The 18016-nt window shown below is 65.0% G+C and carries 10 protein-coding genes and 1 pseudogene; 5 read left to right on the top strand and 6 right to left on the bottom strand.

Features of this window, described 5'->3' with window-relative positions; translation table 11 throughout:
• The first annotated feature begins 665 nt into the window (after positions 1-665).
• The gene (locus ACVOLQ_RS16585) at positions 666-1841 is read left to right on the top strand and encodes a benzoate/H(+) symporter BenE family transporter (protein ID WP_481528691.1); all 1176 of its coding nucleotides are present in this window, start codon (positions 666-668) and stop codon (positions 1839-1841) included.
• Positions 1842-1937: 96 nt separating this feature from the next.
• Here ACVOLQ_RS16585 and ACVOLQ_RS16590 read toward each other — a convergent pair whose 3' ends face one another.
• Together ACVOLQ_RS16590 and ACVOLQ_RS16595 are read right to left on the bottom strand one after the other, a co-directional pair.
• On the bottom strand, positions 1938-4103 hold the full coding sequence (locus tag ACVOLQ_RS16590) for a lytic murein transglycosylase (protein WP_481528692.1): 2166 nt from the start codon (positions 4101-4103) through the stop codon (positions 1938-1940).
• Positions 4104-4395: 292 nt separating this feature from the next.
• Positions 4396-4791 (bottom strand): YchJ family metal-binding protein, encoded by a 396-nt coding sequence (locus tag ACVOLQ_RS16595; protein ID WP_313173698.1) that lies wholly within the window; start codon positions 4789-4791, stop codon positions 4396-4398.
• Between the two features lie 88 nt (positions 4792-4879).
• On the opposite strand from ACVOLQ_RS16595, the gene ACVOLQ_RS16600 reads away from it, so the two are divergent.
• The 4 genes from ACVOLQ_RS16600 (at position 4880) to ACVOLQ_RS16615 (ending at position 11229) form a co-directional block, all read left to right on the top strand.
• Positions 4880-5659 carry a sulfite exporter TauE/SafE family protein gene (locus tag ACVOLQ_RS16600; protein ID WP_481528693.1) on the top strand — a complete coding sequence of 260 codons (780 nt, stop codon included), beginning with the start codon at positions 4880-4882 and terminating at the stop codon, positions 5657-5659.
• A 97-nt stretch (positions 5660-5756) separates the two neighbouring features.
• On the top strand, positions 5757-7388 hold the full coding sequence (locus ACVOLQ_RS16605) for an EAL domain-containing protein (protein WP_481528694.1): 1632 nt from the start codon (positions 5757-5759) through the stop codon (positions 7386-7388).
• A gap of 76 nt (positions 7389-7464) precedes the next feature.
• The gene (locus ACVOLQ_RS16610) at positions 7465-8208 is read left to right on the top strand and encodes an SDR family NAD(P)-dependent oxidoreductase (RefSeq protein WP_481528695.1); all 744 of its coding nucleotides are present in this window, start codon (positions 7465-7467) and stop codon (positions 8206-8208) included.
• Positions 8209-8352: 144 nt separating this feature from the next.
• Entirely contained in the window at positions 8353-11229 is a 2877-nt protein-coding gene (locus ACVOLQ_RS16615; RefSeq protein ID WP_481528696.1) for a TonB-dependent receptor, read from the top strand.
• 198 nt (positions 11230-11427) lie between these two features.
• On the opposite strand, the gene ACVOLQ_RS16620 is transcribed toward ACVOLQ_RS16615, so the two are convergent.
• The 4 genes and pseudogenes from ACVOLQ_RS16620 to ACVOLQ_RS16635 all read right to left on the bottom strand — a co-directional run bounded on the left by ACVOLQ_RS16620 (position 11428) and on the right by ACVOLQ_RS16635 (position 18015).
• Complete coding sequence (locus tag ACVOLQ_RS16620; protein WP_481528697.1) at positions 11428-11805, bottom strand: MAPEG family protein; 378 nt, start codon at positions 11803-11805, stop codon at positions 11428-11430.
• A 601-nt stretch (positions 11806-12406) separates the two neighbouring features.
• Positions 12407-15691, bottom strand: a pseudogene (locus ACVOLQ_RS16625) (ATP-binding protein); the annotation flags it as partial.
• 157 nt (positions 15692-15848) lie between these two features.
• Complete coding sequence (locus tag ACVOLQ_RS16630) at positions 15849-16559, bottom strand: DUF4194 domain-containing protein (RefSeq protein WP_481528698.1); 711 nt, start codon at positions 16557-16559, stop codon at positions 15849-15851.
• Positions 16546-18015: a DUF3375 domain-containing protein gene (locus ACVOLQ_RS16635; protein ID WP_313173704.1), complete on the bottom strand. Its 1470-nt coding sequence runs from the start codon at positions 18013-18015 to the stop codon at positions 16546-16548. Before ACVOLQ_RS16635 ends, ACVOLQ_RS16630 begins: the two co-directional genes overlap by 14 nt.
• Position 18016 lies beyond the last annotated feature (1 nt).

Genomic DNA, 18016 nt, shown 5'->3' on the forward strand with positions numbered 1-18016 from the left:
CGTCCTCACAAGATACCTGCGCATACTTTCAAAGAACTTCGAATCGGGCCTCAGCGCCTTCTTCGTAGGCTGCGACGTTTCCGTCGTAGCGAGCCGCCCATTATAGCCGGCCTTTCTGCTTCGTCAACACCTTTTTGAGAGGTTGTTGACTCGGCGGCTTCAAGGTCGAGCCCGAAGGGCTTTTCGTCGAAGCGAGCCGCCTATTATGGCAGGCTTTTTGTTTCCGTCAACACCCTGTTTCGAGGTTGCTGACGTCGCTGTTGGGTTCCGGCCACTTGCGTGATCGGCGCCGTGAAGCGAGGAGGTGGATTCTAGACATCTTTGTGAAAACCGCAATCACTTTTTGTTGCAGAGCGGCAAATTGGCGACTGGGGCCAGAGTTGGCAAAGTGCGGCGGTGCCTTGAGCTTGCTTTCGCTCTTTTGCCGCCCCACTGCTTCCTGGTAGCCAGATCTGGAGCAAGGGTCGATGCCTTGCTGGGCGGGTAGTGCGGAACGCTCGGTTCACCTGGTTGGGCGCTGCCCAGCTTCAGGGCGAAGAGCTGCCCTCACCCCAACCCCTCTCCCGTAAACGGGAGAGGGGCTTACTACTCCGTCTACCTTTACTGGGACCGTAGAGCGGCTTGCTGGGCCACAATGCGGGTTGATCCGTTGCACCTCCATATAGATGACCAATCCGGCTCCGCGTTCGTTCTTTCGTGATCTTTCGTTGCCTGCCGTGGTTGCCGGCTTCATTACCGTGCTGGTGGGCTTTGCCAGCTCGGCGGTGATCGTATTCCAGGCCGCGCAGGCCGTAGGTGCCGGGCAGGCCGAGATTGCGTCGTGGATGTGGGCACTGGGCATCGGCATGGGCGTGACCTGTATTGGTCTGTCATTGCGTTACCGGATGCCGGTGGTGACGGCCTGGTCTACCCCGGGTGCGGCGATGCTGGTGGTCGGGGCGACCACGCTGCCGCTGTCCGATGCGATCGGTGCGTTTGTACTGGCCGCCGTGCTGGGCACGCTGGCCGGGTTCTCGGGCGTGTTCGAGAAGGCGATGCGGCGGATTCCGGTGTCGCTGGCCTCGGGCATGCTGGCCGGGGTGCTGCTGCGCTTCGGCCTGGATGTCTTTGTATCGGTGAACACCCAGCCATTGCTGGTGCTGCTGATGTTTGCCACCTATCTGGTGGGGCGACGCTGGTTGCCGCGCTATGCGGTGATTGCCACCCTGCTGGTGGGGGTGGCGCTCGCCAGCGGCAAGGGGCTGATGCACATGGAACAGGTGCAGCTGCAGATGGCGCTGCCGGTGTTCACCGTGCCGACGCTGTCCTGGGCGGCGTTGTTCGGCATCGCACTGCCCTTGTTCATCGTGACCATGGCCTCGCAGAATGTGCCGGGCGTGGCGGTATTGAAGGCCTCGGGCTACGACGCACCGATATCGCCGGTGATCGGTTGGATCGGCGTGGTCAATACCGCCTTGGCGCCATTCGGCGGCTATGCCTTGAACCTGGCCGCGATCACCGCGGCGATCTGCATGGGCCGGGATGTGCATGAGGATCCGGCGCGGCGTTATACGGCGGCAGTGAGCGCCGGCGTGTTCTACATCGTGATCGGCTTGTTCGGGGCGACCGTGGCGGCGGTGTTTGCGGCATTCCCGAAGGAGCTGATCGCGACGCTGGCCGGCATCGCCTTGCTTGGCACCATCGGCAACAGCCTGGCCGTGGCGCTGAAGGAAGAGGCCGAGCGCGAGCCGGCGTTGGTCACTTTCCTGGTAACGGCGTCGGGATTGTCGATGGCCGGCATTGGTTCTGCGTTCTGGGGGCTGGTGGCCGGCGTGATCACCTTGCTGGTGCTGCGGCGTTGATTGGTAGCGGGCGACACCACCGCCGCAGTCAAGCGGTAACGAGTTCCGCCTACCCTCTCCCCACCCCCTCTCCCGATGGGAGAGGGGCTCCCAGGCTCAGAGCGGCTTCACTTCGAACACCTGCTTGAGGGTGTGGCGTCCGCCGGGTGCCAGCTCGATCACGTCCGGGCCGGCGTTGGCAGCCTCCACGCAGACGTAGTTGCGCCACGCTGCGCCGATGTCGTCCATCTTCGCGGCGCCGGCTTCGCCGGCATTCCAGACCACGGCGGTGCGGCTGCCACTGGTGCTGATGTCGATGGCCCGCTTGAAGCCCGGGTCGCGCAGCACGTAATGGCCGCCGGCCTGGGTGTAGAGGCGATCACTGCGGCCGGGATCACGCGGATCACGCAGGTTCCAGTCGCCCCTCTGCACATGGGCATTGCCGTTGTCGAGCTTATCCAGGTAGGTGAGCCCGTCCAGTCCGGTGACATCCACCTTCAGGGCATCACTGACATTGAAGTAGTTGTGCAGGGCCTGGGTGAAGGTCAAGGTCTGCGCCTGGCTGCCGGTGTTCTCGGTGATCAGCTCCTGCTGCAGGGTGCGGCCGATGCGCACCACCATCTGCAGGCGCAGGCTCAGGTTCTCCATCAGCGGTGGTGCAAGGGTCAACACCACGCTGCCATCGGCTTCGCGGCGGGCATCGCGCAGCTCCCATGCGACGGTACGCACGAAACCATGCGCAGGCACGTCACTGCCCTGCCCCTGCCGCGAGAAGTACGGCCAGCACACCGGCGCACCGCCACGGATGGGCGTGGGTGGCTGCTTGGCGCTGGGCGAGAGCCACATCACGTCCTGGCCACCGTTGGGTACGAAGGACAGCAACTGCCCACCAAACACGCTGATGGCCGCGGTGGAGAACGGGGTTTCCACCTTCCAGGCGGTGAAACCCTGGAAGTCGCCTGTGCTCAGGCCTTGCACATCCTTCATTGAAACGTTGCTCCGTACGATCGGTGACTGGACAAGTTGCGGGTAGTTGGGCGGCAGCTGGAATGCGGTGGGCTGCGCCGGCTTGGCGTTGCGCAGCGCCTGCAGGATGCGACTGCCGGCGCGGCCGTCGGCGTCCTTCCAGCCCAGGCGCTGCTGTTCGACCTGGATGGCGCGGCGGGTGGCGGTACCGACCATGCCATCGGCGCTGCCGATATCGTGGCCGCGGGCGAGCAGCAGGGTCTGCAGTTCGCGACGCTCGTCGCGGCCGATGCCGGGGTCATCGGTGGGCCAGGCCGCACTCAGACCGCTGCCGCCGCGCAGGCGGTCGGCCAGGGTGGCGATCGCCAATGCGTAGCTCTCGGCGGCGTTGTAGGAATAGATCGCGTCGTAATTGCGGAACACCAGCAAGGCCGGGCCCTTGGCACCGGCGGGCAACAGCAGGGCGGCATTGCCGTCGGCGGCGATGGCCGATACCTGCAGCGGCTTGCCATCGGCGAGGGTGATGCCCAGCGCGCGCCAGTCGGCCAGCGGTTTGCGCTTGGTGCGGCCAGCGAGTGCGGCATTGAAATTGGCCGGGATGCGGACTTCCACGCCCCAGGGCTGGCCGGTGCGCCAACCGGATTGCTTGAGGTAATTGGCAGTAGAGGCCAGTGCATCGGGAATGCTGGCGACCAGGTCACGACGCCCGTCGCCATCGCCATCCACGGCGATGCGGGCATAGGTGGACGGCATGAACTGGGTGTGGCCAAAGGCACCTGCCCAGGAGCCGGTCAGGCCGGCGGGATTCAAATCACCCTTGTCGATCAGTTTGAGCAGGGCCAGCAGTTCGCCTTTGAAGAAAGGCTGGCGGCGACCGTTGCAGGACAGGGTCGCCAGCGACTGCAGCAGTGGGCGCTTGCCGAACACGCGACCGTAATCGCTCTCCACACCCCAGACCGCGACGATGGTGGCTGGATCGACACCGTACTGGGCGCTGACCTGGTCCAGCAGCGCGCGGTGCTGAGTGAGCAGCGCGCGGCCATCGTTGACGCGGCGGCTGTCGACCAGCGAGGCCAGGTAATCCCAGATCGGGGTGGTGAACTCGGGCTGCGCATCGAGCAGTGGCAGCACGCTCAGGTCGGGGGTGATGTTGCTGAAGACCTGATCAAGTTTTTCGCCGCTGATGCCCTGGGCAATGGCGGCGCTCTTGAGTGAGGCACCACAGCTGCCGAAGTCGGTGACTGCGGCGTTGGCGGAAAGTGCCAGCGTCAGCGCTGCCATCGTAGTGCCTGCACGCAGCAGGTTGATCGGGTTCATCCATACGCTCCTTGCACTGGAGCTTGATGATAAGCGCTGCGGGTATGTGGTTGCGGCCGGTTTTGTTTGGTTGTGGGAGCGGCGTGAGCCGCGAAGCTGGGGATGGTTGAGGGCTGCGAAGAGCCAAAGGCACCCCTCCCCAGCCCTCCCCTGCGCTGCGCGCAAGGGAGGGAGCGGTAGTGCCGAGCCATGCTCGGCAGGGGCTTCACCGCTAGAGCCCAGCCGAGCGTGGCTCGGCTCTACCACGCGAAACCCGCCGCCCTCCCTTCGCGGTGCTGGGACACCGGGTGCTTCAGCCGGCGGCGTCCAGGTAGTACCAGCGGCCGTCGATACGCTGGAAGCGACTGTGTTCGACCATCTTCACCGCGCTGCCGCCGCCTACGCGGTAACGGGCGGTGAACACGACCTCGGCGGTGTCTTCGCCGGTTGCTGCATGGCGCTGCACGCTCAGACCCAGCCATTGCGTGCGTTGGCCAGGGGCGTCTTCCAGCGAGAGCGTGGCTGGGCGGGTGTCGGGGTGCCAGCTGGCGAGCAGGTAGGCAATGTCCTTGAGCACATAGGCGCTGTAGCGCGAGCGCATCAGCGACTCGGCATCCGCTGCGGCCTGGCCGGCGTGGTAGCGGCCACAGCAGGCGGCATAGGTCTGGTTCCGGCCGCAGGGGCAGGGAGACGTGGGAGATATCTGCATGCTTCCATTTTCATCCACACACGGCGCCGTTCCAAGCGATGCGCCGCTGCACTGAGCGTATGCTGTCGCGCCCTGCGCCGGAGTTGCCATGCTGGAGTTGATCCCACCCGAACTGCCCTGGTTGCTGGTCATCGCCTTCATCGCGGGGCTGGTGGACGCGGCAGTCGGCGGCGGTGGCCTGATCCAGCTGCCCGGTTTGTTCACTGCCCTGCCGCAACAGACGCCAGCAGCCTTGCTCGGCACCAACAAGTTCAGCTCGGTGTTCGGTACCGGCGCGTCGGCGCTGCGCTATGCGCGCGCGGTGCGCTTCCCGTGGCGGCCGGTGCTGTTGGCAGCCGCAGCGGCCTTTGCGTTCTCCTTCCTGGGTGCCACCGCGGTGACCCTGCTGTCCAAGGAGGCGGTGCGGCCGCTCGTATTGACCCTGCTGATCGTGATGCTGGGCTATACGCTGGCCAAGAAGGATTTCGGTGCGCTGCACCGGCCGCGCGAGGTCGGGCGCCGTGAGCTGCTGATCGCGCTGGCAATGGGCGGCGTCATCGGCTTCTACGATGGTTTCTTCGGACCCGGCACCGGCAGCTTCCTGATCTTCCTGTTCGTGCGGTTTTTCGGGCTGGACTTCCTGCGCGCCTCGGCCGCCTCCAAAGTGGTCAATCTGGCAACCAATGTGGCGGCATTGTCGTTCTTCGTGCCCAGCGGAAACGTGTTGCTGGCACTCGCCGTGCCAATGGCGGCGGCCAACATCCTGGGTGCGGTGACCGGCACCCGGCTCGCCCTGCGCGGCGGCACGCCATTGATCCGCAAGCTTTTTGTGGTGCTGGTGGTGGTGCTGATCGTACGCATGGCCTGGGACACCTTCCGCCCGGCGTGAAGACCCGCCTGCACATAGCTAAATCTTCCTCACTGGAAATTCTTGACGTACATCACATAGTGGCGCCGTAAGAAGCCAACCTGGGGATGGCGCCACCATGAAGAATCGATACCAGATCGCTGCATTGTTGCTGCTCGCCGCCGCGATACTTGCCTGTGTGCCGGTGCTGTACTCGCTGCATCAGGCACGCAAACAGGCGATCCGCGAAAAATACGTGCTGCTCGATGACGTCTCGGCGAGCATCAGCCGCCAGGTCGGCAGCACCATCGACGTGATCGAACGCCTGCGCGCGGAAATGCGCAGCAGCGGCGACGCTCCCTGCAGCCCGGCCGGGCTGCTGCGCATGCAGCGCTTCGGGATCAGTTCGCAGATCGTCAAAAGTACGCTGTACCTCGAACAGGGCAAGGTGATCTGCTCCTCCGGTGGCCTGCTGATGCAGCAGATCGTGCTGGGCCCCCAAACATCGCGCGCGCTCGACGGGGTCCGCGTCTACACGCAGGTGCAGGTGCCCGGCTTGCCCGGGCGGGAATACGTGGTGCTGGAAAAGGACGGCTATGCGTTGCTGATCTACCCGGATGGCTTGATCGCACCCTTCGCCCGTCCGGACCTTTCACTGGGTCTGTTCAACAGCGTTGATGGCCGTTACACCGCGCGTCACGGCGCACTGCCACAGCGCTGGACCACGGCGACCATGGACAAGGACAACGACGGCCACTTCACCGATACCGAGTCGGGCTACCTGGTGGTGCGCAGGCTGCTGCGTCCCGGTGGCACCGGGGTAATCGTGGCCACGCCCCTGGCGGCGATCAATGCGCGCATGGCGCAGTTTGCCCATTGGTTCATTCCGATCGGCATCATCGCCGGGCTGGCGGTCCTGGGCATGGCGCTGGTGATGATCCGCCGCCAATGGTCGACCCGCGCCGAGTTGCTGCGCGCGATCAACAAGGGGCACTTCTTCCTGATGTACCAACCGGTGTTCTGCCTGCAGGACGACACCTGCATCGGTGCCGAGGCATTGCTGCGTTGGCAGCACGAAGACGGCACCGTGGTACCACCGGACCGCTTCATCCCGTTTGCCGAGGATGCCGGGCTGATCCAGTTGGTTACCCGGCGGGTGCTGGAACTGGTGGTCAAGGACCTGAGCGGCTTCTTCCGCCAGTACCCGGGCTTCCGCCTCGGCGTGAACCTGTCGCCGCGCGACCTGCAGTCGATGGACACTCCCCAGCTGCTGGCCGACATGCAACGCGCCATCGGTCCCGGCAATGGCCGCTTCGTGGTCGAAGCCACCGAACGTGGCCTGCTGGAGGAAGCCAGTGCACAGGACGTGGTGGCGGCGATCCATGCATTGGGCATCGAGATCGCCATCGATGACTTCGGCACCGGCTATTCCAGCCTCGCCTACCTGACCACCTATCGTTTCGACATCCTCAAGGTCGACAAGAGTTTCACCTCCACCGCCTGCACCGAGGCGGTCACCAGCCAGGTCGCCACCCACATCATCGAACTGGCACGCAGCCTGGGCATGCAGACCCTGGTGGAAGGCATCGAGACCCAGGAGCAGGCCGACTTCTTCCGCAACAAGGGGGTGATCTATGGGCAGGGTTACTTCTTTGGCCGGCCGATGCGGGCGGCGGAGTTGAGTGCATTCGTGCCGCTGCACACCCATCCTGAGCAGCATGCCGGCACGACAACGCAGCCACGCGGCAGGCCGGCCGCTGCACTGGATTGATTCCACGCAATGCGTATGCGCGGGAAAAGCGCGACGCTGATCACATGCGGAATGACCGCAGCTGTGGAAGCTTTCCATGCAATACGATTTTGCCGGCCGCATTGCGCTGGTTACCGGTGCCGCCTCCGGCATCGGCGAAGCAGTGGTGCGGCAACTGGCCGCGCGCGGCGCGCAGGTGATGGCCGCCGATATCGACGGCGATGCCGCCACCGCGGTGGCGATGTCACTGGGTCCGCAGGTCCAGGCCCTGCAGGTGGATGTCAGCGACCCGGATGCGGTGCGGCTGATGGTCAACACCTGCAACGAACGCTTCGGCGGCCTGCACCTGGCGGTGAACAATGCCGGCATCAGCGGTGCCAGCCTGCAGACCGCCGATTACCCGCTGGAAGAATGGCACCGCGTGCTCGGGGTCAACCTGCACGGCGTGTTCTATTCGATGAAGTATGAGATCCCCGCGATCCTGGCCAGCGGCGGTGGTGCCGTGGTCAACATGGCCTCGATCCTGGGCAGCAATGGCTGGGCCGGCGCCGCCGCTTACGTGGCAGCAAAACACGCGCTGGTGGGCATGACCAAGAGCGCGGCGCTGGAATACTCCGCGCGCGGGCTGCGGATCAATGCGGTGGGCCCGGGTTTCATCGATACACCGCTGCTGCAGGGCATGGACGAGCGCAGCCATGCCGGCCTGGTCGCACTGCACCCGCTCGGACGATTGGGCACGGCCGAGGAAGTGGCTGCAATGACCTGTTTCCTGTTGTCGGACAAAGCCTCGTTCATTACCGGGAGCTACCATCTGGTCGATGGCGGCTATTCATCGCGATGAATTGATGTAACTGCAGTTTCATTGCGCGGATTCAGGTCCGCGTTGAGACGTCTCCGCTTGTCTGCGCCTAACGAATTGCTTACAAATCGGCTACGCCCGTCATGGTGGCGGGCACGTAGTCCGGCAATCACCAGGAGCATTCCGATGACGTTGTTACCGCTACGCCCGCGCCGCCTCAGCTGCGCTGTCCGCTTGTCATTATTGTGTCTGCTGCCCGGCGCGGCCTTCGCGCAACAGGCCCCCGACACCGCCCCCAAGACCCTGGACAGCATTCAAGTCACGGGTACCCGCATCAAGAAAGCCGAACTGGAAACCCAGGTCCCGGTGCAGGTACTTACCCGCGAGAGCATCGAACGTACCGGTTACAGTTCGGTCGCCGACGTGGTCCAGCACCTCACCGCCAGCGGCGCGTCATTGAGCACCAAGCTCAACTCCAGCGGCAACTTCGGCTTTCCTCCCGATGGCGGCGGTGTCGGCGCCGGCGCGGCCACGGTGGACCTGCGTCACCTCGGACCCAAGCGCGTGCTGGTACTGGTGGACGGCATCCGCTGGGTCAATGAATCCTCCGGCTCGGGCGTGGGCTCGTCGGTGGACTTGAACACCATTCCGCTGGCGATCGTGGATCGCATCGAAGTGCTGGAAGACGGCGCCTCCTCGATCTACGGTTCCGACGCGATTGCCGGCGTGGTCAACATCATCACCAAGAAGGGCGCCGAAGGCGGCCATGTCGAGGTGCAGTATGGCGACTACAACCTCAAGGGCGGTGATACCAGCAGCATCGACCTGAGCTTTGGCGGCAGCAGCGAGCGCGCGCAATGGATTGTCGACGCCTCGTGGTTCAAGCAGAAGGAAATCTCCTCCCGGGAATACGAATGGGCCACGGTGCCGGTACCGGGCACCGGTCTGGCCAACGGCAGCTCGGCCACCCCGCAGGGTCGCCTGGTGTTCGCCGACCCCAGTGGCAACACCTACAACATTACCTCCAACAGTGGCGTCACCAATCCGGTATTCGACCCCAGCCAGACCGGCTGTACCCGCACAGATGACTACCACTGCTTCACCACCGCAGACCGCTACAACTTCGCCCCCAACAACCTGCTGCTGACCCCGAACGAGCGCAAGTCGGTGTTCGGCCAGGTGCGCTTTGAATTCACCCCGAACATCAGCGGCTGGTTCCGTGGCTTGTACAGCGAGCGCGAATCGGCCAACCAGGCTGCGCCGGAACCGTTCTTCCTCGGCACCGATGCCGGTGTCTACAACGATTGGGCCGAGACCAAACTGGTTATCTCGGCCAACAATCCCTACAACCCGTTCGGCTTCGACCTGACTACGATGGGGGCCAACCCCAACCTGTTCCTGATCGGCCGACGCCCTGTCGAAGGCGGTCCGCGCCGCTACGAGCAGGACGTCAAAACCTGGTATGCCGCCGGCGGGCTGGATGGTGTATTCGAGGTCAACCAGCGCACCTGGAACTGGGACGTCAACGTGATGTCGAGTGAGAGCAAGGCCACCCAGACCAACACCGGCAGTTACAACATCAAGCACATCAACCAGGCCCTGGGCGACCCGGCGGCCTGTGCCGCGATTGCCGGCTGCGTGCCGCTGAACCTGTTTGGCGGACCGGGCACCATTACCCCCGAGATGCTGGCCTGGATCTCGCCGATCGTGCGTGACCGCAGCAAGAACACGCTGTCACTGGGCTCGGCCAACATCACCGGTGAGTTGTTCGACATCTGGGCGGGCCCGCTGTCCTTCGCCGCCGGTGCCGAGTGGCGCCGCTACAAGGGCGAATACCATCCCGACCCTATCACCGTGGCCGGTGAGTACAACGGCGTACCGTCGGGCGTGACCATCGGCAGCTACTCGGTGAAGGAAGCCTATGTCGAGTTCGACGTGCCGTTGGCGCGGGAAGGCTTCTGGGGCAAGAGCCTGGACCTGAGCATCGCCGGCCGCTACTCGGACTACTCCACGTTCGGCGGCACCGGCACCGGCAAGATCGGCCTGCGCTGGCAGCCGGCCGATGAGCTGCTGCTGCGCATGTCCTTCGCGCAGGGCTTCCGCGCACCGTCGATCGGCGAGCTGTACGGCACCCTGAGCCGCTTCGACGCGACCATCGTCGACCCCTGCAACAACGCCGCCTCCACCACGCCCAAGTGCGTCGCCGATGGCGTGCCGCCGGGCTATGAGCAGGCCAATCCGCAGATCTCGGTGGTCACCTCCGGCAACCGCGAGCTGGAGCCGGAAGAAAGCCGTTCGTTCATGGCCGGCGCGGTGTGGAGCCCGAGCTGGGCCGAGGACAGCAGCTGGGCCAGCAAGCTCGACCTGGGTGTGACCTTCTACCGCCACACCATCGACAAGGCGATCCAGGCACCGGATGCGCAGGCCATCATGGACCGTTGCATCGACAGTCGTGATGCCACCGCCTGCGCCAGCTATACCCGCAACGACCGCGGCCAGATCGTGCGCTTCGAGGACATCCTGGCCAACCTGGGCACCATCAACACCAGCGGCTGGGACTTCAACGCCCACTGGCTGCTGCCGGAAACCGGTTGGGGCCAGCTCGGCTTTGACTGGAAGGCCACCTGGGTGACGCGTTACGAGCTGATCAACGAATCCGGGCAACCCGAGCCGAAGGGCCCGGGCATCGAAGTCAGTGACAGCTCGATCCCGGAATGGAGCTCGACACTGACCACCAACTGGGACTTCCACAACTGGAACGTGAACTGGACGATGCGTTACATCGACCGGCTGCGCGAAAGCTGTGCCGGTGCCAACGGCTTCGCGATCTGTACCGACAGCGTTGCCGACCAGCATTGGCTGGGCGCCACCACCTATCACGACGCACAGATCAGCTGGCGTACCGATGCGTGGATGAAGGGCGTGAAGGTGAGCGTTGGCGTCAACAACGTGTTCGACAAGAACCCGCCGATTTGCCTGAGCTGCACGCTCAATGGCTATGACCCGGGCACCTACGACCTGCCCGGCCGCTACACCTACGCCAAGCTCAGCATGGATTTCTGAGTTGGAGAACGACCAAGGGAGCCTTACGGCTCCCTTGGTTTCAGCATTGTTCTTGTGGGAGCGGTGTAAACCGCGAAGCTGGCAATGCCTGAGGCCGTGCAAGCAATGCAATTGCAGGCCAGACTGCAGCTGCGAGTCCATGAGCTTCGCGGTTTACACCGCTCCCACAAAAAAGCAGGAAGAAAGGTGCAGGATTGCTCAGCGCAGCAGCGCGCCAGCGAGCGCCATCAACAGCAGCACCAGCGCCGGCAGCATGGACAGTCCGAAGCCAAGACCGCGGCTGGCGGGGTTGCCGACATAGGCACGCCAGTAGATCAAACGGCCGACCAGATACACCGCCCCCACGCCCGCCACCCATTCGGCCGGCCAGAAGCGTGCCGCGATCAGCATCGACGGGATCAGCGCGACCATCAATTCCAGGGTATTCATCTGCACGCGGTACATGCGCTCGAAGCCATCGTGACCGGTGACGGCCGGTGCCTTGACCCCATAGCGACCACGCGCGCGGCCAACCATCGCGGCGAAGAACAGGTATTGCAGCACCACTAGTGCGGTGATGATTTCCACGTAATGCATGCTGATCTCCGTTGCGTGTGTTTTCAGATGGGCAAAGGGTAGCAAGCGCAGCGATGGTGTTGCTGTGCTCCCTCTCTTTGGCCGAAGGCCGGAGGGGTGCCTTGGCTTTGGTTCAATGCGACAGCCCAAGCAAGATCAACAGCGCCCCCCATCCGCCCTTCGGGCACCTTCCCACGCAAGCGGGAGAAGGGATGGGGTTTCATTGCTACGGTGCGGCAGCCGCCGTGCACTCCTCCCTCCCTTGTGCGCAGCATAGGGAAGTGTTGCGGAGGGGTGCGCTGGCTCTGGTTTGCAGCTAAAGCCCAGGCAGGATCACAAGCGCCCCCTTCCACCCTTCGGGCACCATCCCCCGCTTGCGGGGGAAGGGAAAGCCTCGGTGCCCTGATTTTCAGGGGGGCCCTTGCTGTCAGGCCGGAATATTCTTCTTCGTCGAAACCTTCTTCGCAGCTTTCTTCACTGCACGCTTGGCTTCCACTTCCTCCGCCGCAGCTTCAACAACCGGCGCGTCACCCTCAGCTTCAGCGGCCGCAAGGGGCGCGGTCACAGCTTCAGCAGCACTCGGCACATCCACCACGTCCTCCGCACTGGCCTGCGCCATCGCGCCACGTGCGCGCGCCGGCAGCTTCAGGCGGTTGCCGGCGTCGTCGTACTCGATCAGCAACACGCCCGAATCATGGCGGCCGCTGATCTCGACGAAGCAGGCGCCGCCGATGAACGGCTCCAGCGTCATCACTGACTTCAGCGGTGTTGCCACCACCATCTGGAAGCCGAAGTTCTCGAAGATGTTCATCGCCAGCGCGGTGAATTCGTTGTCGGCCTTGTCGAAGGCTTCGTCCAATACCACTGCGGCGTAGCGCGGCAGTTCGCCGTCTTCGCCGCCGAGCTGGTAGCGCAAGGCGGCCGCCAGACAGGTCGTGGCCAGCTTCTGCCGCTGGCCACCGGACTTGCCCGCGCCACTCCGGTAGATCTCAACCTGCTCGCGGGTTTCAGCATCCAGTTCGACACCGATGAACTCCACGTGCAGGCGCACGTCCAGCACCTGCTCGCGCCAGCGGCGCAGCTCCGGCTCCTGCGCGCCAAGACGACGCACCAGCTCGCGCAGCACGTTGAACTGGGATTCGGCCAGCGAGCGATCCTCGGTCTGCTGATGGGTCAGCACCGCACGCAGCTGCAGCTGGAAATCCTGCACTTCCGGCAGGCGCCGATCGTGCACGTCGATGGCCAGCACGGTGCCGCGGTTGAACGCCACCTGCTCCAGCGAGGCGTTGACCTCGTCCATGCGCTGCTTGATCGCCTTGTGCGCTTCGGCGGTGTGGCGCTGCAAGGCCAGCAGGTTGTTCTTGCTCTGGGTCTGCAGCAGCTCGAAGAAGCGGCCTTCGTGGCGCGGCAGGCCGTCGCTCTCGAGACGGGTCAGGCGCGCGAGGAAGTCGTCGGCGCTGGTCAGCGACACGGTGAAGTCACCGGAGTCCTCCGGCCACTGCTGGGTGTATTTACGGAAGCAATCCAGCAGGTGCTGGGTCAACTTGGCATCGCGGCCCTGGCTGCTACCCAGTTCCTCGGCCAGGCCGCGCTCGATCACCCGGAAGTGGCTTTCCAGCGTTTCCAGGTTCAAGCCCGGCAGGATCTGCAGGCGTGCCTCCAGGCCCTCGCGCTGCTGTTCGGTCAGCGGCGCACTGGAAACGCGCGACTGGCCGTTGTCACGCTGCTGCTCCAGGCGCACGCGCTCCCGCGAGAACTGCGCACGTTCCAGGCGCACATCTTCATAGGTGCGCTTGCCCTGGTCGCGCAGGCCGCGGGTCAGTTCGATCTGCTGGCCGATGCGGGCCAACGCGCTATCGCCTTCGCGCAGGTCAACCAACTGCTCGTCGATATCACTCAGGCGCTGCAGACGCGGGCCGACATCGATCTCGTCCCATTCGCGCTCGATCAGCGAATGCGCGGCCAGCTGCTTTTCGTGGCCACTTTCGCGCTGCTTGCGCAGCATCGCCACGTCGGCCTCGCTGCGCGCGATGCGCTGCGCAAGCTCCTGGCCCTCGCGCTCGAACACGCGGCGCTTGTCGCGGTTGTCATGGCCCAGCATCCAACGCTTGCGGTCATTGACCGCGTGGCGGTCATCCTTCTCGTAGCGGTCGCCGGGATGCTTGATCTGGCCTTCGCGGGTGATCGCGCGGTCTTCGTTGCGCAGCTGGCCGGCGTTTTCCACGCAGGTGTAATCGAAACGACGCTGCAGCTCGTTGTAGACCCAATCGCCATACGGATGATCGCGCAGCTGCAGCTTGTGGATCAGCGAGCGCTTCTCCGGCTCGCGTGCGTGCAGCAGCTCGTTGTCGCGGATGCGGAAGTAAACCAGCTTGGTACCCAGGTGGGTACGGTTGGCCCACTCGGCGACCTGCTGGTGATTCTTTTCGTCGACCAGCAGCGATTGCGCGAAGCCATGCAGCACACGCTCGATGGCACCGCGCCAGCCGATCTGGTCCTCGCGCACCTGGATCAGTTCGCCGACGAAGGGCAGCGAAGACTCGGACAGGCCGGTGTCATCGCACAGGCGCGCGCGCAGCTGCTGCAACGGCGCCGGGATCGAACTCGGCGCGGCCTTCAGCGATTCCAGTTCCACCCGCAAGGCGGCAAAACGTTTCTCGTCATCACGGCGCTCGGCCATGCGCTCGGCAATGGCGTCGTCCACCGTACCGGCGCCGGACTTGGTGCCATCGATCAGCGCACGTGCCTGTTCCACCTGTTCGGAGAAGCCGCTGGCGGTTTCGGCCAGGACCATGCCGAGTTGGCGGCAGGCACCTTCCAGCTGCTTGCGGCGGCGACTGCGTTCTTCCACTTCGCGTTCAATGCGGGCGCGTTCGCGCTCCAGCTCGTCGACGCGTTCACCGCCCTGCTCGCGCTGCTGGCGTTCCAGCTCGACCAGCTTCAGTTCGTGGTTGTCCAGCGACTGCCGGCGCTGCCCTTCCTCGCCCATCAGGCCGCGGTCGAGCATCTCCACTTCCTTCAGGCGCTCGTTGACCAGCTCCAGGCGCTTTTCCTCGCGGAAGCCGTCGATGCCGATCTGCAGGTCTCGCAGGGTCGCCACGCCCTTGCGCAGCGTCATCAGGTCCTGGTGGAAATCACGCGCCGGGGTCAGCGTTTCGACCTGGCGGCGGGCGGTGACCACGGCGTGGTGGGCGCCATCGAGTTCGGCGAAGTCTTCGACCAGGCGATCGGCCGCCTCGAAGGTGCGCGGCTCTTCCAGCATGAAGCCCCGCAGGAAGCCATTGAGATCGCCAAGGTTCTTGGCCGACTGGGTCTTGTGCAGCAGGCGCAGCGCCATGTCGTTGCCGATGCCCAGCAGATGACGGAAGCGCTCGGCATAGCCGGTGAAGCTGTCGAAGTGGCCGACGTCCTCGCCCAGGCGGCCGCGCAGCTTGCGCAGGTCCAGGTCGAAGCCTTCCATCTCGGTGGCCAGGTCGAAGCGACGCGGGATCACCATGTAGTGCTTGCGCACATCATTGGCCGAGGTGCCGGAGCCGGCGATCCAGAACAGGCGCACGATCGACACCGCATCGCCGCGGGCGTTGAGGTATTCCAGCGCCAGCGCACTCCAGGTAGCGCCCTTGCGCAGGTACTGGGTGGCGATTTCGCCGGACTCGCTGTCCTGCTGGTCGGCCCAGGCACCACGCACATACGACACCAGCGAGCGGTCACGACCGGAGCGCTCGGCTTCGCGTGCGGCGGCGTTGAAGTCGACGATGCTGGGCGGCGTCAGCAGCGCGCTCATGCCATCGAGCAGGGTCGACTTGCCCGAGCCGGAGCGGCCAACGAACAGGAAGCCACGCTCGGCGATCGGCACTTCGGTCAGGCCGGAGAACGTGCCCCAGTTGAGCACCTGCAGGCGGCGCATGCGGAACTGGTTCGCGCGCGCATCGCTGGCCGGGTCGTTGAACAACGCGGCATTGGGAAGCAGGGTGTGGGAAGTGGTTTCCATACGGCTCATCCTTCAGCCGCCACGCAAGGCGCGGCGGTGGTCATTCTGGTCAGCGTGGCGTGGGTGCCAGGCATCATTCGGCGGGGGTGCCGCTGGTGTTGTCTTCATCATCGGCAACCGCCTCGGTGGCGGCATCGCCGTCGCGCAGCTGGCGGTAAGCCTCGACCAGGGTCTGCACGTCCTCGGCCGAGAACAGCAGCTTCAGCGCCGGCGAGACTTCGTAGCGGTCTTCGCTGCCGCGCAGCTTGGACAGCAGCTGGTTCTCGCGCAGCTTGGCGATGGCCGCCGCCACGCGCTTGCCGTAGCCGGCCTGGTCGGTGGAGACGTTCTTCTGGTAGATGCTCATCGCTTCCACCAGCTGGAACTCGGCCACCACCGCGCGTTCGCCGCGGGTATCGGCTTCGGCCAGCTGCTGGCGCAGGAACAGCAGCAGCACCGACTCGATGAAGGTCAGCGGTGCGGCGCGCAGCAGGTTGGGCGAGTCGAGTTCGGCGGTGTCGAACTGACGGGTGAAGGCAACGCCGCCGTCGCGGTCCAGTACCAGCTCCAGGAACAGTTCGCACAGCAGGCTGCGCACTTCGTCTTCATTGCGCAGCAGTGCCGCCCACTGCGCCGGCTGGCGCTGGGCATCCACGCTGGGGCCGGCCAGCAACAGGCACAGCGCGCGGCGTGCATCGACCGGCAGGCGGCCGCTGTCGCCGACGAACAGGGCACCGCCGCTCAAGGTCGGTGCGGCCGGTGCCGGCGCGGTTTCCATTTCGGTTTCGGTCTCAGACCAGTTCATCGCGTCTTTCCTTGAGGAACCAGATCAGCGGCACGCGGGCGCGTCGCACCACGCCGTCACCGCCGGTCCATTCCACGGTTTCCAGTTGGTCGGTCATCACCCTGCCATGGCGGGTGCCGATGGAGAGATAGCCGATGACGCTGCCCAGGCCCTGCCGCGCCGGCCGCTCGCGCAATACCTGCGAGATGCTCAGCCGCGGGCGCGAACCCAGCAGCATGAAGAGATTGTCTTTCAGCGTGCGCACATCGATTTCCGACTGCGCGACCAGGTCGCCGACGCTGTCGAGGGTGATCTCGGCCGCTTCGGCGTAATAGATGGAGGTGTCTACCTGATGCGTGCGCGGGTCATGCAGGCGCCACTGCCCGATCGAGCGGATGCGCGCCGAGGACAGCGGCAGCACGAAGCCGGTAGGCGCGGTCGGCCGCACTTCGTCACGTAGCTGCAGCGCCTGGCCCTGGGCCTGCTTGAGCAGTTGGTTGAGGCGGCGCTGTTCCAGGTAGCCACGGCTCTGCACGAAGCCACGCAGGCTGCGGGCGAAGTGCTGCATCACCTCGTGCACCTGGCCACCACGCTCCAGCAGGGTGCTGGTGAAGTTGCGCAGGAAATTGCGCTCGTTGCGGTCCAGCTTGCGGGTGAAGCCACGGTTGAGCACGGTGTCCAGCGCAACGTCGAGTTCGGCGCTGCGCTGCGGATCGTTGAGCAGGTCCCAGAAGGCCTGGAAGCTGCGCCCGGCATCGGACTCGCCAATCACATCGACGCCGTTGAACAGGCGGTCGAGCACGTCGCCGCGCGCGCCTTCGTCGTCGATGATGCGTTCGCGGAAACGGCGGTTGAGCTGCTCGAAGTCATCGCGCACGCGGCGGAAGTCCTCGGCCAGGTCATCGGCCAGGCGGATCACGTCGCGGGTGCGTTCCAGCGCGCGCTTGCCGTCCAGCGCACTGACCTTGCCGGTGGACACCTGGGCGATCTCGGCATCGATGCGGTCACGCTCGGCCTTCAACGCGGCCAGCCGTGCTTCCGGATCGGCCTCGGTCTGCTGGGCCAGCTGCGAGATCTGCTGCATCACCATCGCCAGCCGGCTCTCGGTGGCCAGGCTGGCATTGTGCTCAACGCCGGCGATGAAGCGGATGGCCTGCACGGCCTGCCGCGACAGCTCGTATTCCTCCTCGCTCGCACCCTCGGGCAGGCGCCGTACCAGCCAGCCCTGGGCCAGCCAGTAGGCGATATAGGCCTGCGCGGTGCGCGGCAGCTCGACATCCAGCTCCTCGCCATTGAGCGCATCGAGCTGCTGCTGCAGGCGTTCGGCGAGGATGGAGCCGGGGATGCGGCGGTCCGCTTCCAGCAGCAGGCCCTGCAACAGGCCCACCAGCACCGGCGCACGGTCGGAGGCCAGCAGTTTCCATAGCGGCTGCTCGCGCAGACGCTGGTAGCCGGCGATACGTTGGCGGTACTTCATC

The organism is Stenotrophomonas sp. STEN031, from assembly GCF_056759975.1.

Excerpts from the sequence above, each read along its gene's own strand:
- ACVOLQ_RS16585 (WP_481528691.1), top strand. The coding sequence starts at position 666 with ATGACCAATCCGGCTCCGCGTTCGTTCTTTCGTGATCTTTCGTTGCCT.
- ACVOLQ_RS16590 (WP_481528692.1), bottom strand. The coding sequence starts at position 4,103 with ATGAACCCGATCAACCTGCTGCGTGCAGGCACTACGATGGCAGCGCTG.
- ACVOLQ_RS16595 (WP_313173698.1), bottom strand. The coding sequence starts at position 4,791 with ATGCAGATATCTCCCACGTCTCCCTGCCCCTGCGGCCGGAACCAGACC.
- ACVOLQ_RS16600 (WP_481528693.1), top strand. The coding sequence starts at position 4,880 with ATGCTGGAGTTGATCCCACCCGAACTGCCCTGGTTGCTGGTCATCGCC.
- ACVOLQ_RS16605 (WP_481528694.1), top strand. The coding sequence starts at position 5,757 with ATGAAGAATCGATACCAGATCGCTGCATTGTTGCTGCTCGCCGCCGCG.
- ACVOLQ_RS16610 (WP_481528695.1), top strand. The coding sequence starts at position 7,465 with ATGCAATACGATTTTGCCGGCCGCATTGCGCTGGTTACCGGTGCCGCC.
- ACVOLQ_RS16615 (WP_481528696.1), top strand. The coding sequence starts at position 8,353 with ATGACGTTGTTACCGCTACGCCCGCGCCGCCTCAGCTGCGCTGTCCGC.
- ACVOLQ_RS16620 (WP_481528697.1), bottom strand. The coding sequence starts at position 11,805 with ATGCATTACGTGGAAATCATCACCGCACTAGTGGTGCTGCAATACCTG.
- ACVOLQ_RS16630 (WP_481528698.1), bottom strand. The coding sequence starts at position 16,559 with ATGAACTGGTCTGAGACCGAAACCGAAATGGAAACCGCGCCGGCACCG.
- ACVOLQ_RS16635 (WP_313173704.1), bottom strand. The coding sequence starts at position 18,015 with ATGAAGTACCGCCAACGTATCGCCGGCTACCAGCGTCTGCGCGAGCAG.